Genomic DNA, 15,706 nt, shown 5'->3' with positions numbered 1-15,706 from the left:
CTCTCATCGGGTGGCGGGCGCCTGGTAGCGGCGCAGGCAGAGCGCGGCCGCGCAGGCGACCACCACGGCGAGCGCGCCCACTGCGGTCACGACCGGGGTGCCCGCGGTCGGCGGGGCGTTGCCCCACAGCACCCGGCACGCGGAGACCACCGCCGTCAGCGGGTTCCACTCGGCCACGGGCCGCAGCCACGCCGGCAGGCCCTGCGGTGCCAGGAAGGCGTTGGACAGCAGCGGGAGGACGACGACCAGCACCGGGGTCAGCACGCCGACGGACTCCGGGTCACCCACCGCGAGCCCGATGAGCACGCCCACCCACGCCATCGCGAAGGCGAACAGCAGCGCCACCCCGAACCCGGCCAGCACCTCGACCGGACCGGTGCGGGCGCGCCACCCGACCAGCAGCCCGACCGCCGCGACCACAGCCAGCGCACCGCAGGCGGCCGCGGTGTCGGCGAGCACCTGCCCGAGCAGGACCGCGGGCCTGGCCACCGGCAGCGAGCGGAACCGGTCGACGAGCCCGCCGCGCAGGTCCGTGGCGACGGCCCCGGCCGCTGACCCCACGCAGGCCAGCCCGACCTGCACCGCCGCGCCCGCGAACAGGTACTCCGCGTACGACCCGGCGCCCGGCACGACCATCGCGGCGGTGAGCAGGTGGCCGAAGACGACCAGGAACAGCACCGGGTTGAGCGCGACCCCGAGGACCCTGGCCGGGTTGCGCCGCAGGTGCCGCAACCGCCGCCCGGCGAAGACCAACGCCTCCACCACGGTCCGGCGAGCCGACGTCGCGGGGACCGGGGGCTGGCCGACCGCGGGTCCCGGGTCGGCCGCGGCGGTGCGGGGGTGGGCGGTCACCGCGCGGTCCCGTGCCAGGCGGCCAGGCGCGCCGCGATCGCCGCGCCCGCCACCGCCAGCGGTGCCGGTTCCATCATGTCGTCGTGCGCGCACGGCACGCGGTGCACGTCGAGGCCCGCGGTGTGCGGGACCCAGCGGGCTGTGCGCGCCTGGACCTCCGCCTCCGACAGGCCCGCGGTCGCGGTGACGAGGAGCATCTCACCGTCGTAGCGCTGCGGCAGGTAGCCGGCGAGGAGGCGCTGGTTGGCGTGCATCTGCTCGACCACCGCGGCCAACCGCCGCTCGCCCAAGGCGGCCATCGGGCTGCCCGCGCGCTTCAGCTCGGCCAGCACGTCCGCCGGTGTCGCGCCGGGGGCCAACCGGGCGCCGCCGGTCGTGCGGGCCAGCCAGGCCAGCAGCTCCTGCTCCGGCACGCCCTGCCCGCTCCCGCCCGCCGCGGCCTTGTCCGCCACTCCCGGGTAGGCGTCGAGGTTGGCCAGCAGGCCCACCTGCTCGCCCAGCTCCCGCAGCCGCACGGCCGCGCGGTGGGCGAGGACGCCGCCGAACGACCAGCCGACGAGGTGGTACGGCCCTCGGCTGCGGACCCGCCTGATCAGCTCGACGTACTCGTCGGCCAACGCCTCCACGGTGCCCGGCCGGGGTGCCAGCTCGGTGACGCTGGGCGCCTGGATGCCGTAGATCGGGTGCGCCGGGTCGAGGTGCTCGGCGAGCCCGACGTAGGGCAGGCTGAACCCGACCCCGCTGGGCAGGCAGAACACCGGGGGCAGGTCGCCGCCCGCACGCAGCCGCAGCACCGTGGCGAACGGGTCCAGGTCCCCGAGCCGGTCGAACACCCTGGCGACCCTGGCCGCGGGCGCGACCGGGGCCGCGGCCGCGCGCTCGACCCTGGCCCGCTCGGCCAGCACTGCCGCCATCTCCGCGACCGACTGGTGGGCGAAGACGTCCGCGACCTCCAGCGCCACCCCGGCCTTGCGCGCCCTGGCGACCACCTTGATCGTGCGGATGCTGTCGAGGCCGGCGTCGAAGACGTTGTCGGTGACGCCAACCGCGGGGACGGCCAGCACCTCGCGGACGATCCCGACGAGCACCTCCTCCTCGCGGGTGCGCGGTGCGCGACCGCCCGGTGGCGCGGTGGGAACCGCCTCGGGGGCGGGTAGGGCACCGCGGTCGAGCTTGCCGTTGCCCGTCAGGGGCAGTTCGTCGAGCAGCGTGAAGGACGACGGCACCAGGTAATCCGGCAGCAGCGAGCGGGCGTGGTCAACCAACGCCTGAACTGCGACGCCGCCGCGCGGCACCACGTAGGCGACCAGCGCCGGGTCGCCCGTCCGGTCGTCGCGGACCACGACGGCGGCGCGCACCACGTCCGGGTGCGCCGCCAGCACGGCCTCGACTTCCCCCGTCTCGACGCGGAACCCGCGCAGCTTCACCTGGTGGTCGCGACGGCCGCCGAAGACCAAGTCGCCCGAGGCGTCCCAGCGGGCGAGGTCGCCGGTGCGGTACATCCGGGACCCCGGCGGGCCGAACGGGTCGGCGACGAACCGCTCGGCGGTCAGGTCCGGCCTGCCCGCGTAGCCGCGCGCCAGTCCCTCGCCCGCCACGTACAGCTCGCCGACGACCCCGACCGGTGCGGGCGCCAGCCGCTCGTCGAGCACGTAGGTCCTGGTGTTCCAGATCGGCCTGCCCAGCGGCAGCACGCCGTCGGGCACCCGCTCGCCCGGCTCGACGGCGAACACGGTGCAGCCCACCGTGGTCTCGGTCGGGCCGTACTCGTTGACGACCCGGCCGCCGGGGTGCCGGTCGCGCCAGCCGCGCAGCTCGCGACCGGGCAGTGGCTCGCCGCCCAGGCACAGCTCCGCGGTGGGCACCAGCGGCGCGGGCAGCGCGTCGAGCAGCGCCAGGTGGCTCGGGGTGGCCTTGAGGAACGCCACCCCGTCGCGGGCGGCCACCGGGTCTGCCGGGACCGGGCCCGTCGGGTCGACCAGGTGCACCGGCCCGCCCGCCAGCAGCGGCGCGTAGAGCCCGGTGACGGTCAGGTCGAACGACAGCGGCGAGATGACCAGCGCCCCCCGGCCCGAGGCGGGCAGCTCGGCCAGCACCCAGGCCAGGTAGTTGCGCACCGCCCGGTGCGGGACCACCACGCCCTTGGGCTGCCCGGTCGACCCCGACGTGAAGATCACGTACGCCGCGGAGTCCTGGTCCGGCTCGACCGGGGCGCCCGCCGCCGGGTCGTGCGCGGAGATCGCGGCGGCGGTGGCGGGGTCGTCGAGCACGACGACGTCGGCGATGTCAGCGGCGCACCCGCGCAGGGCTGCCGCGAACTCCGCGGTCGTGAGCAGGATCCCGGCGCCGGCGCGCTCGACCATGCCCCGCAGGCGCGCCACCGGGTGGGTCGGCTCCACAGGCAGGTAGGCCGCTCCGGTGCGCAGGACGGCGAGCACCGACACAACGGCTGTCGCCGCGCGCGGCAGTGCGAGCGCGATGACCCGCTCCGGCCCAGCGCCCCTGGCGACGAGCTCGACGGCCAACCGCGCGGACGCCTCGTCCAGCTCGCGGAAGTCGAGCACCCGCTCGCCGTCGACGACGGCGGGGCGGTCCGGCGTGCGGGCCGCCTGCTCGGCGAGCAGCCGGGGCAGCCCGATCGGCGGGACCTCGCGGCGGGTGGCGTTCCACCGCACCAGGACCTGCTCGCGCTCCTCCGCGCCGAGCAGGTCCACCGCGCTGACGCGGGTGTCGGGCGCGGCGGTCACCGCGCGCAGGACCCGCACGATCCGGTCGGTGATCGCGGCCGCGGTCCGCTCGGTGAACAGGTCGCGGCGGAAGGTCAGCAGGCCGCCGAGGCCGTCACCGTGCTCGGCGAACTCGACGGTCAGGTCGAACTTCGCCGCGGCCGTGGGCACCCGCTCGACGCGCGCCACCAACCCCGGCAGCGCGACGGCTGGAGCACCCTGCTGCAGGGCGACCAGCACCTGGAACAGCGGGTGCCGCGACAGTGACCGCTCTGGCCTCAGCTCGTCGACGACCTGCTCGAACGGCACGTCCTGGTTGGCGTACGCGGCGAGGTCGACCGCCCGCACCCTGGCCAGCAGCTCGCGGAAGGTCGGGTCGCCCGCGGTGTCCACGCGCAGCACCACGGTGTTGACGAAGAACCCGATCAGGTCGTCCAGCGCGGCCTCGCTCCGCCCGGCGACCGGGGTGCCGAGCGGGATGTCGGTGCCCGCGCCCAGCCGGGTCAGCAGGGCCGCCACCGCCGCCTGCAGCACCATGAACGGGGTGGTGGCGGTTTCGGCCGCCAACCGCCGGACGCCCGCCAGCAGGCCGCAGTCCACGGTGAACTCGATCTCACCGCCCGCGTCGGACCCGGTGGCGGGACGGGGGAAGTCGGTCGGCAGGGGCAGCTCCTCGGGCAGCCCGGCCAGCGCCGCCCGCCAGTGCGCCACCTGATCGGCGGCGGTGGTGGTGGGCCGGTCGTCGGTGCCCAGGAGTTCCCGCTGCCACCGGGCGTAGTCGGAGTACCGGACGGGCAGCGGCCTCCACCGCGGGGCGGTCCCGGCGACGCGGGCGCGGTAGGCGGTGCCCAGGTCGCGCATGAGCGGTTCGAGCGAACCGCCGTCGAAGCCGATGTGGTGGAACAGCAGCAGCAGCACGGCGTCGTCCTGCCCGAGCCGGTAGAGCCGCGAGCGCAGGCCGGGTTCGGTGGTGGCGAAGCCGGTGGCGGCCTCGGCGAGCAGGGTCTGGCGCAGCAGCGCCGGGTCCAGGTCGACGGTGACGACCCCGGCGTGCCCGGTGCTCGCGAGGACCCGTTGGCTGGGCTCGCCGTCGACCTCCGGGAAGGCGGTGCGCAGCACCGGGTGCCGCAGCGCGACATCGCGGACGGCAGCGTCGAGCGCGGGCTCGTCGACCCGCCCGGACAGCCGCACCGCCACCGGGACGGTGTAGGTGGCGCGGTCGCCGTCCTGCAGCCTGGCCTGGAACCACGACCGGCGCTGCGCCGAGGACAGCGGGTGCTCCGCGTCGTCCGGCACGTCCGCTCGCACCAGCTCCGGCCTCTCCGCGCGCGCGTCCTCGGCCATCCACGCAGCCAGTGCCTCGACCGTGCGCAGCTCGAACACGGCGCGGATGGGCAGGTCGACCCCCAGCGCCGCGCGGGCGCGGGCGATCACCCTGGTCACCAGCAGCGAGTGCCCGCCCTCGGCGAAGAAGTCCGACTCGACGCCCAGCCCCGGCCGGTCGAGCACGTCCCGGTACAGGTCGAGCAGGATCCGCTCGACCTCGTCGCGGGGTGCCCGTCCGCGGTCGTCAACCACCGCCACCGGGTCGGGCAGCGCGGCGACGTCGAGCTTGCCCCGCGGGGTGAGCGGCAGGTCCGCCACCTCGACGAAGGCTCCGGGCACCATGTGCTCCGGCAGCGCGGTGACCATGTGCGCGCGCAGCTCGGCCGCGTCGAACGTCCCTGCGGGCACCACGTAGGCCACCAGTCGCCGCTGCCCGTCCACGCCGCGCGGCACGACGGCCGCCCTGGCGACGCCCGGGTGGCGGGTGAGCGCGGCGACCACCTCGCCCGGCTCGACGCGGAAGCCGCGCACCTGGACCTGGTCGTCGACCCGGCCGAGGAAGTCCAGCTCGCCGTTCGGGCGCTGCCTGGCCAGGTCGCCGGTGCGGTACAGCCGCGACCCCGCCGGGCCGAACGGGTCGGCGACGAACCGCGCCGCGGTCTGCCCGGGACGGCCGAGGTACCCGCGGGCCAGGTTGGCGGCGACGTAGAGCTCGCCGGGCGCGCCGGGCGGGACCGGGCGCAGCCACGCGTCGAGCAGCCGCACCCGGTGCGCCCGGGTGGGCCTGCCGATGGACGGGCGGCCGGTGCCGGTCAGCGGGCCCGCGACGGTGGCGGCGACCACGGACTCGGTGGGCCCGTAGCCGTTGTGCAGCCGCACCCGGTGCGCCCAGCGGTCGAGCACGCCGTCCGGGCAGGCCTCGCCCGCCACGACCAGCACGGTGTCGGCGGGCAGGTCGCGGTGCGGCAGGTCCAGCGCCACGGCGGGCGGCACGCAGAGCAGGCTGACGCGGGCGGACACCAGCAGGTCGGCCAGCGGGTCGCCGGGCAGCCTGTGCTCCGGGCCGGTCAGCACGAGGGTGCCGCCGGTGAGCAGGGCCAGGCCCAGTTCCCAGGCGTGGGCGTCGAAGGCGACCGAGGCGAACTGGAGCACCCGCGGGCCGGTGGTCAGGCCGAAGCGCTCGACCAGGCTCTCCACCATCGCGACCACACCTCCGTGCTCGACGACCACGCCCTTGGGCGTCCCGGTGGAACCGGAGGTGTGGACCAGGTAGGCGGCGTGCCGGGCGGTCAGCGGGGCGGTGCGGTCGGCGTCGGTGACCGGTGCTCCCGAGAACGCGGCGCCGCCCAGGCCGAGCACCGGGGTGCCGTCGGGGGCGCTGAGGTCTGCGGGTGGCCGGCCGTCGCGGGTGAGCACGGCGGCCGGTTCGACCTCGGCCAGCACGGCGGTGACCCGGTCGGACAGGTGCTCGACGTCCACCGGGACGTAGGCCGCGCCTGCGGTCAGCACGCCGAGGAGGGCCACGACCTGGTCGAGGGAGCGGGGCAGGGCGACGGCCACGGCGTCGCCGGGGCCGACGCCGTGGCTGATCAGCATCCGCGCCGTGCGGTTGACCCGCTCGGCGAGGACGGCGTAGGAGGTCTCGCCGGTGGCGTCGTGGACCGCGGGGGCCTCGGGCGCGGCCAGCGCGGCCGCGTGGAACCGCTCGACGACGGTGGTGTCGGGCTCCCGTGGCGCGTCCCCGCCGCCCAGCACCAGTGCCCGCTCGCCGGGGGCGAGCGTGGGCGCGTCGCGCAGCGGACGGTCGGCGTCCTCGGCGAACCAGTCGACGACGGCGACGAGCGCGTCGAGCACTGCCCGCGCGGCCTCGGTGGTCACGGTGTCCGGGCGGTACTGGACCGAGAGCCGCAACCGCTCGCCCGGCACCGCCTCGACGGCCAGCGGGTACTCGGCCGCGACCCGGGCTGCTCCGCCGGTGACCCGCACCCCGGGCACCAGGCCGTCGACGGCGCGGAAGTCGGCCAGCGGGTAGTTGTGCACGCTGAGCACGGTGTTGAACAGCTGGGCCTGCCCGGTGGCGTGCTGCACCCCGGCGAGCCCCCCGTGCTGGTGCGGCTCCAGCCTGGACCGACTGCGGACCACCTCGGCGGCCAGCCGCGCGGCGGTCATGTCCGGGGCGAGCCGCACCCGCACCGGCATGGTGTGCATGAACGCCCCGACAGCTCTGTCCGCCCCGGGCAGGTCAGCGGGCCTGCCCGCGGTCACGACGCCGAAGACGACGTCGCTGCGACCGGTGCGGGCACCGAGCACGAGCGCGTACGCCACCGACAGCGCGCTGCCCGGCGTGAGCCCGCGCGAGCGCGCGGCCGCGGTGAAGGCCGCGGTGCGGCCCTGGTCCAGCTCGACGACCTCGCTCTTGGGCAGCTCCGCGCCGCGCGTGGGCGCGCCCAGGACGGTCGGGCCGTCCACGCCGTCGAACTCAGCGCGCCATGCCGCGGCCGCGGCCGCGGCGTCGTACCCGGCGAGGTGGGCCAGGTGCTCCCGCGGGCCGACCGCGGGCCTGGTCACCTCCCCGCCGCCCGCGAGGGTGAACAGCTCCTCGGCGAGCAGCGCGTTGGACCAGCCGTCGGTGACGAGGTGGTGCGTGGTCCACAGCAGCCGGGCCTGGTCGGCGCCGGTGCGCACGAGCGTGAAGCGCACCAGTGGGCCGTCGCCGAACGGCGCCGTCCGGTCGGCCTCGGTGAGCGCGGCCAGCTCCTCCGCGTCCCGCGCCCGGAGAAGGGTGAAAGGTGGTTCGAGAGCCGTGTGCACGACCTGCAGCGGGTCCGCGTCGGCGCGCTGGTGGAAGGTCGTGCGCAGGGCGGTGTGCCGGGCGACGAGCGCCCGTGCCGCGGCGCTCAGGGCATCCGCGTCGAGGGGCCCGGCCAGGTCCACGACCATCTGCACGGTGTAGGTGTCCTGCTCGTGCAGCACGAGCGCCCGCTGCAGCGGGGTGAGCGGCAGCAGGTCGGCCAATCCGCCCGGCACCGCCTCCAGGGCATCCACCTCGGACTGGGTGACCCGCACCAGCGGGAAGTCCTCCGGCCCGCGGCGCACGGCGCCCGCGGCGGCCCGCGCGCCCAGCTCCTCGGCCGCGGCGCGCCACCGGTCGGCCAGCACCGCGGCCTCGGCGTCGGTGCGCAGCCTGCCCGCCCAGGTGAACTCGGCCAGCAGCACCGGCCCGCCCGGCCGGTCCACCACGGCGGTGACGACCTCGACCTCGTGGCGCAGCGGCAGCGCGGGGTTGGCGAGCAGGCCCATCCGGTCCGCGCGCAGCGACCACGGGCCGCCGGTGGTGTCGAAGCGGCCCAGGTGGTTGTGGCCGAAGCTGGGCGCGCGCCCGGTGAGCACCCGCCCCGCCTGCGGGTTGAGGTGGCGGAGCCTGCCGTAACCCGCGCCCCGGTCGGGCAGCGCGCGCAGCGCGGCCTTGACCGCGTGCACGGCCTCACCGACCCCGCGGCCGGGGTCGACGCGCAGCGGGAAGGCGGAGGTGAACCACCCCGCGGTGCGGGACAGGTCGGCGTCCCCGACCGGTTCGCGGCCGTGCCCTTCCACCTCGATGGTCACCGGCCCACCGTCGCCGAGCGCGGTGGCGAGCACGGCGACGAGCACCTCGACCGGCTCGGCGTGCGCGGCCGCGGGCACCCCGTGCAGCAGCGCCCCGGTGACCTCCGGAGACAGCTCGACGCGCAGGCTGCCCGCCGTCTCGCCGGTGTCCAGCTCGCGGTCCAGCGAAGATGGTCCGGTCGCCTCCGCCGCCCGCCACAGCGGCAGTTCCGCGAGCCGCCGGTCCCCGGCCGCTTCCTCGGTGATCGCGCGCGTCCAGCCCCGGAACGAGGTGGGCACCGGCTCCAGCGCCCTGCCCTCCCAGGCCGCGCGCAGGTCCGCCAGCAGCACGCGCCACGAGACGCCGTCCACCGCGAAGTGGTGCACCACCAGCAGGAGCACGTGCGCGCGCTCGAACAGCACCGCGCGCACGAGGGCGCCGTCCTCGGGTGAGAGCGCGGCGGCGGCCTCGGCGCGCCGGGTGGCCAGCTCCGCGCCGGTCGGTTCGGCGTCGACCACAACGAGCGGTACCGGCGCGCCATCGGCGGTGGGCACCGCCAAGCCCCACAGGCCGGGGACCGGCACGGACAGCGTCATGCGCAGGGCGTCGTGGTGGTCAACCAGCGCCCGCAGCGCGGCGCGCACGCCTGCGGCGTCGGCCTCCGGTGGCAGGTCCACCACGGCGTACTGGGCGTAGTCCCGGACCAGGTCGGCGCGGCCGCCGACGTCGTCGCGCAGCTGTTGCACCGCTGGGGGCAGGACCAGCGCGCCGAGCCCGTCCTCCGCGGCCACCGGCCGGGCGACGTCCACCGCCACCTCGGCCAGCGCCGCTGGGGTCGGGTGCTCGAACACGTCCTGCGGGGTGATGACCAGACCGGCCGAGCGGACCCGGTTGACCAGGTTGATCGCGCCGATGCTGTCGCCGCCCGCGGTGAAGAAGTTCTCGCCCGGGTCCACCGACCGCACGCCGAGCACCTCGGCCATGGCCGAGGCCAGCACCGTCCGCGCCCCGGTGGCCTGCTCCTGTCCCGAATCGGTCTCCGCCCGGTCCAGGTCGGGGGCGGGTAGCGCGGCCCGGTCGACCTTGCCGTGCGCCGTGAGCGGCAGCGCGGACAGCGCCACCAGCACCGAGGGCACCAGGTGCTCGGGCAGCGCCGCCGCGAGCCTGGTGCGCACCCGGGTGGTGTCCACCGCCGTGCCGGGAGCGGGCACCAGCCAGCCGACGAGCACCCGGTGCCCGTCGGCGGCGGGCACCGCGGCCACCGCCGCGTCGGCGACCTCGGGCAGGCCGCGGAGCACGGCCTCGACCTCCCCCGGCTCCACCCGGTGCCCCCGGACCTTCACCTGCTCGTCCCGCCGCTCCAGGAACTCCAACCGCCCGTCCGCGCGCAGCACCACTCGATCCCCCGTCCGGTACATCCGCTCACCCGGCCCGCCCCACGGGTCCGCGACGAACGTCGCGGCCGTGCGCGGGGTGTCCCCCCGGTAGCCGAGGCCGACGCCTCGGCCACCCACGTACAGCTCTCCCGGCACGCCGGGTGGCAGCGGCCGCAGGTCATCGCCCAGCACCAGCAGCCGGGTGCCGCGCACCGGTGTCCCGATCGGTGCCCGCCCGCCCCCGATCGGCTCCGCCAGGGCGGCGTGCGCCACGTCGTCGGAGCACTCGGTCGGGCCGTACGCGTTCACCACGGGTGTCCCGGGGAACCGCGCCAGCCACCGGTCCACCAGCTCGCCAGGCAGCGCTTCCCCGGTGGCCAGCAGCACGCGCGGCACCGCTGCCGGGGTGGGCGCGCCTGCGTCCCAGCCGTCGAGCGCGGCGCGCAGCAGCGACGGCACGACCTCCAGGACAGTCGCCCCTGGAAGGCCGAACAACCGCTCCGGGTCGGCCCCCGTGTGCCGGTCCACGACCCGCACGCAGCCGCCGACGACAAGGGCCGCGAGCATCTGCCACACCGAGATGTCGAAGGTCAGCGGCGCGTTGTGCACCACCACGTCCGCTGGCCCAAGACTCAGTTCATCCACTTTGGACAAAAGGTGGTTGACCATGCCGCCGTGGTGCACGACCGCGCCCTTGGGCCTGCCCGTCGAACCGGACGTGTAGATCACGTACGCCGGTGCGCCCGCGGGCTGCCGCACCGGCGGCGGCTCGGCCGTGCCGCCCACGACGACCACCGGCCGCCCACCCGCGAGGTCGCGGGCCAAGCCCTCGTGCGCGGGGTCGGCGACGATGGACGCCGCGCCGCTGTCCTCCAGCAGGGCCGCGAGGCGGGTGTAGGGACTGTGAACGTCCAGCGGCAGGTACGCGGCGCCACCTCCCAGCACGCCCAGCACCGCGGTCACGCAGTCGATCCCCCGCGCGGCCAGGACAGCGGCCACCGGCCCGTGGACCCGCGTGGACACCGCCGCCGCGCGGGCCACCAGCTGGGAGTAGGTGATGCTGCCGCGATCGCTCTGCACGGCGGTGGCGTCCGGCGTGGAGGCCGCGTGCGCGGCGACCCGCGCGGTGATGCCGACGTGCGGCTCGCCGGGCGGACCGACCAGCGGCGCGGCCTCGGCGGTGGTCGCGACCCCGATCCGCCCGAGCGGGGTGCCGGGACCGGCGGTGGCCAGGCGGTGCAGGAAATCGGCGAAGCGGGTGCGGTGCGCGGCGACCTCGGCGTCGGTGTGCAGGCCCAGGTTCCCGACCGCGTACAGCTCCAGGTCCGACCCGGCACCCTCGGCGGCGGTGAACTCGAAGTCATCCACCAGTCCGGTGGAGAGGCTGCGCACCTCGGCCGCGCACGGGCCCAGCCGTAGCGCCCCGTCCTGCGGCAGGAAGTTCACGAACGGGCCGAACGGGCGTGGGTCGTCGCTGCGCAGGCCCAGCGCCCGGCGGATGCCGCTGGCCCGCAGCCGCTGGTGGCGGGTGACCGCCTTGCGCTCGTCGACGGTGGCGCGGACCAGGTCGGCCACTGTCGCGGCAGCGGGCGCGGGCACCCGCAGCGGCACGAAGTTGTTGACCATGCCGGGGGTCGTCAGCATGGTGCGCCCGACCCTGGCCGACACCGGCAGCGACAGCACCCCGTCGGAGCGCCCGGTGAGCCGGGCGGTGTAGGCGGCCGCGGCGGCGAGCACCACGGTGGGCCAGGTGACGCGGTAGCGCCAAGCGGCTGCGCGCAGGGCGTCAGAGTGCTCCAGGACGCCGCCATGGCGGGCGAACTCCGCCGTCGGCGCGTTGCGACCGCGGGAGAGCGTCACCGGCTCGAACGGTTCGGCGCCGCGCGCGACCCAGAAGGCGCGGTCGCGCTCGACCGCCGCCTCGGCCAGGTTCGCGGTCTCGGCCGCCAGCAGGCCCGCCAGCGGGGGCAGCACGTCGGTGGTGTGGTCTTCCCCGGTGGTCAGCGCGGTGTAGAGCGCCGCCAGCCTGCGCCACAGGATGACCTGGCTGTACCCGTCGCACAGCAGGTGGTCCACGAACAGGCCCAGGTGGGCGCGGTCGTCGGCGAGCAGGCACAGCCGCACCCGCACCGGCGGCGCCCCGTCGGGGAAGGCGGCGGCGAGGTCGGTGCGGAGCACGGCCAGCGAGGCGGCCGCCGGGTCGTCCGCCCCGCGCAGGTCGACCACCACGGGCGCAGGCGCGTCCACCACCTGTTGCGCCGCCTCGCCGCCGCGGTCGACGACCACGGCCCGGGTGCACTCGGCCTCCGCCAACAGCAGCCGTGCCGCTCGCAGCAGCGCCGCGGGGTCGACCGGACCGGTGATGTCGAGGTAGCCGCCCATGGTGGCGCGGCCGCCACCGGAGCGCAGCCGGTCGAACCAGATGTCGCGCTGGCCCGCCGAGAGGGGAAGGACGCCGGATGTCATGACTGCCTCCAGGGTGCGGCGCTGTAGGCCCGCGCCACCCACTCGTCGTCGTAGATCGTGTCCAGGTAGCGCTCGCCCAGGTCCGGGGCGATGGCCACGGCGCGCGGCGCGCCACCCGCCGTGGCCAGCCAGCGCCGGGCGCCCGCCACGACGGTCCCGGTGGAGCCGCCGAACAGGAAGCCGTGCCCGGCCAGCCGCCTGCAGCTCTCGACCGCCTCCGCCTCCGGCACCACCACGACGTCGTCCACGTGGGACTCGTCGAGCAGGGCGGGGCGCACCGAGGTGCCGAGACCGGGGATGTGCCGTGTGCCCGGCGGGCCCCCGAAGGTCACCGACCCCTCGGTGTCCACCGCGATGACCGCGACCCCGGGCCGCTGCTCGCGCAGGTAGCGCGCGCACCCCATCAAGGTGCCGGTGGTTCCCGCGCCGATGAACAGCACGTCCAGGTCCGGCACCGCCGAGAAGATCTCCGGTCCGGTGCTGAGGTAGTGCGCGAGCCAGTTGCCGTCGTTGGCGTACTGGTTGAGCCAGACCACCTTCTCGTCGCGTGCGCACAGCTCCCGCACGCACCGGATGCGAGCGCCGAGGAGGCCTTCGGCCGGGTGCGGCTCGGTGACCACGTGCACGGTCGCGCCCAGGCTCGTCATGACCTTGCGGGCCGCCTGGGTGCAGCGGGCGTCGGTGACGCAGGTGAACCGCAGGTCCCGGCTGCGCGCCACCAGGCTCAGCGCCACCCCCAGGTTGCCCGAGGAGCTCTCCACCAGTTCACTGCCCGGCCCGAGGCGCCCGTCCCGCTCGGCCGCCGACACCATCTCGGCGGCGGCCTTGAGCTTGACGGACCCGGCGAAGTTGAAGCCCTCGCACTTGAGCAACAGCGGTACGTCGCCCAGCGCGGCCAGGTCGACGTACAGGTCGCCGACGTTGAACTGCTCCGGTGCCGTGATCACGGGCACAGCCGCACCTCCCGCCCGAGCGCGGCCTCGACGGCGAAGGCCAGCGGCAGCAGGTCGGCCATCGCGCGCGGCCCGAACACCGACAGCCCCACCGGGAGTCCGTCGACCAGCCCGGCGGGCAGCGACACCGCGGCGGCGCCTGCCAGCGCGGCGGGTGTGGAGGCCGCGGGCAGGTCCACCGGGTCCCGGTCGGCCAGCCGCCACGCGGGCGGGTTCGTCGCCGCGAGCACGGCGAAGACACTGTTGTCGCGAAGCACCTCGCGCAGCCGGGCGCGGGCCACCCAGCGGGCGCGCACGCCCTCGTCGGCGACGAACGCCAGCTCGTCCTCGTCGAGCGCCGCAGCGTGCTCCAGCACCTCCTGCGGAGCGCCGTCACCGCGGTTGGCCTCGACCAGCTCGGCGACGGTGCTGACCGCGGCGCCCCGCGACCTCAGGTAGTGGGGGAGCGCGGCGGTGAACTCCGCCAACCGGGCACGCGCCGCAGCGGCCGAGACCTCGGGGGCGATGCCCGCGTCGACGGGCACCGGCACCGCTCCCCTGGCGCGGAGCGCCGCGACCGCCGCGCAGAGCACGGCGTCGGCCTCGGCGGGTGTGCCGGGGACCCGCCACACGCCCAGCCGAAGTCCCGCCAGCTCGGTCGGGACGACCGCGGCGGGGGCGCTGCCCGCCATGACGTCCAGGCACGCGGCCGCGTCGGCCAGAGTCCTGGCGAACACCCCCGGCACGTCGGTGCTCGGCGCGAGCGGCACGATCCCGCGGGTGGGCAGCAAGCCCGTCTCCGGCTTGAGCCCGACGACGCCGACCACCCCGGCGGGACCCACCACGGACCCGTCGGTCTCCGTGCCGAGGGCGACGCGCGCCATGCCCGTCGCGACCGCCACCGCCGACCCCGCCGAGGACCCCCACGCGCTGCGCGCGGGGTCGTGCGGGTTCCTGGTCTGACCGCCGACGCCCGACCAGCCCTCGGGCAGTTCCCGCGACCGGAACCACCCCCACTCGCTCAGGTTCGCCTTGCCCAGCACGGTCGCGCCCGCGGCCCGTAGCCTGGCCACGACCGGTGCGTCAGCGGGCGGGGCCAGGTCCGCCAGCACCGGCGAACCCGCCGTGCACGGCAGGCCCGCGACATCGATGTTGTCCTTGACCAGCAGGGGGAAGCCGCTCAGCTCGCCCGCGACCGGCGGGCGCTGCGTGGCGCGGTGGTCGAGCGCGATGACCGCGTGTACCGCGCCATCCACTTCGGACACCCGGTTCAGGCAGGTCACAGCGTCGGCGTCACCGGGTGCGCTCACCGGTGAGCACCGCCCGCCAGGGACGCGGCCACGATCTCGCGCATGACCTCGTTGGCCCCGCCGTAGACGCGCGTGACCCTGGCGTCCGCCCAAGCTCGCGCCACCGGGTGCCCCGCGGTGTAGCCGAGGCCGCCGTAGAGCTGCAGGCAACGGTCCGCGACGTCGAAGAGCCGCTCGGTGGTCCAGAACTTCACCATCGCCGCGTCGCCGGGGGAGACCCCGCCCGCGACGTGCCTGCGCACCACGTCGTCGACCAAGGCGCGGCCCGCCGCGGTCGACGCCGCGCACTCGGCCAGCGCGAACCGGGTGCCCTGGTGGCGGATGAGCCTGCGGCCGAAGACCTCGTGCCGCCTGCTCCAGGCCACCGCCTCGGCCAGCACCGCCTCCGCCGCCGCGACCGCGGCCACCGCGATGAGCAGCCGCTCCCTGCTCATCAGCGGCATCGACAGCGCCGCCGCCCCGCCCACCTCACCGCCGAGCAGGTCGGCCGCGGGCACCCGCAGCCCGTCCAGGCACAGGTCGACGGTGTCCTGCCCGCGCCTGCCGATCTTGACCACCGGGCTGCGACCCGGCTCGGCGGCGCGGGTGTCGACGACGAGCAGGCTCAGTGCCCCCGCCACCATGACCGGCGCGACCACCAGGTCGGCCAGGCCGCCGTTGGTGACGAAAGCCTTGGTGCCCCACAGCACGAACTCGTCGCCGTCCGGCTCGGCCCTGGTGGTCAACGCACCCAGGTCCGAACCCGCGCCCGGCTCGCTCATCGCGATCGCGCCGACCAGCTCCCCGGAGGCCAGCCCAGGCAGCCACCGCCGCCGCTGCGCCTCTGTGCCGCCCGCCAGCACGTACTGGGCCACGACCTCGTGCGCGGTGAACCCCCAGGCGGTGTCGCCGACGCGCGCCTGCTCCTCCACCACCGCGACCTCGGCCGCGAACCCGCGCCCGCCACCGCCGTACGCGGTCGGGACGTCGGCGCACAGCAGCCCGTCCGCGCCCGCCCGGCGCCACAGCCCGCGGTCCACCCGGCCCGCCTCCGCCCACTCGACGGCGTGCGGGCGCAGCTCGCGCTCGCAGAACTCCCGCACCGCGGTGCGCCACCCGTTCACCGGATCCTCCTGCTCCCCAGCGCTCATCG

5 protein-coding genes are annotated in these 15,706 nt (G+C 76.5%); all 5 read right to left on the bottom strand.

Going from position 1 to position 15,706, the window contains the following annotated elements:
- Nucleotides 1-3: 3 nt before the first annotated feature.
- The 5 genes from BJP25_RS19125 to BJP25_RS19105 are packed head-to-tail and all read right to left on the bottom strand — an operon-like array spanning nt 4 to nt 15,704.
- Nucleotides 4-852 carry an ABC transporter permease gene (locus tag BJP25_RS19125; protein ID WP_158075683.1) on the bottom strand — a complete coding sequence of 283 codons (849 nt, stop codon included), beginning with the start codon at nt 850-852 and terminating at the stop codon, nt 4-6.
- Complete coding sequence (locus tag BJP25_RS19120; protein WP_075976342.1) at nt 849-12,332, bottom strand: amino acid adenylation domain-containing protein; 11,484 nt, start codon at nt 12,330-12,332, stop codon at nt 849-851. Before BJP25_RS19120 ends, BJP25_RS19125 begins: the two co-directional genes overlap by 4 nt.
- On the bottom strand, nt 12,329-13,285 hold the full coding sequence (sbnA, locus tag BJP25_RS19115) for a 2,3-diaminopropionate biosynthesis protein SbnA (protein ID WP_075976341.1): 957 nt from the start codon (nt 13,283-13,285) through the stop codon (nt 12,329-12,331). The genes BJP25_RS19120 and sbnA overlap by 4 nt, the downstream gene beginning before the upstream one ends.
- Entirely contained in the window at nt 13,276-14,520 is a 1,245-nt protein-coding gene (locus BJP25_RS19110) for an amidase family protein (protein WP_158075682.1), read from the bottom strand. Before BJP25_RS19110 ends, sbnA begins: the two co-directional genes overlap by 10 nt.
- Nucleotides 14,521-14,570: 50 nt before the next feature.
- Complete coding sequence (locus tag BJP25_RS19105) at nt 14,571-15,704, bottom strand: acyl-CoA dehydrogenase family protein (protein ID WP_075976339.1); 1,134 nt, start codon at nt 15,702-15,704, stop codon at nt 14,571-14,573.
- Between the last annotated feature and the right edge of the window lie 2 nt (nt 15,705-15,706).

Origin of the sequence: Actinokineospora bangkokensis (assembly GCF_001940455.1) — a bacterium.
Classification (GTDB): domain Bacteria; phylum Actinomycetota; class Actinomycetes; order Mycobacteriales; family Pseudonocardiaceae; genus Actinokineospora; species Actinokineospora bangkokensis.
This window is presented reverse-complemented; position numbering and strand designations above follow the sequence as displayed.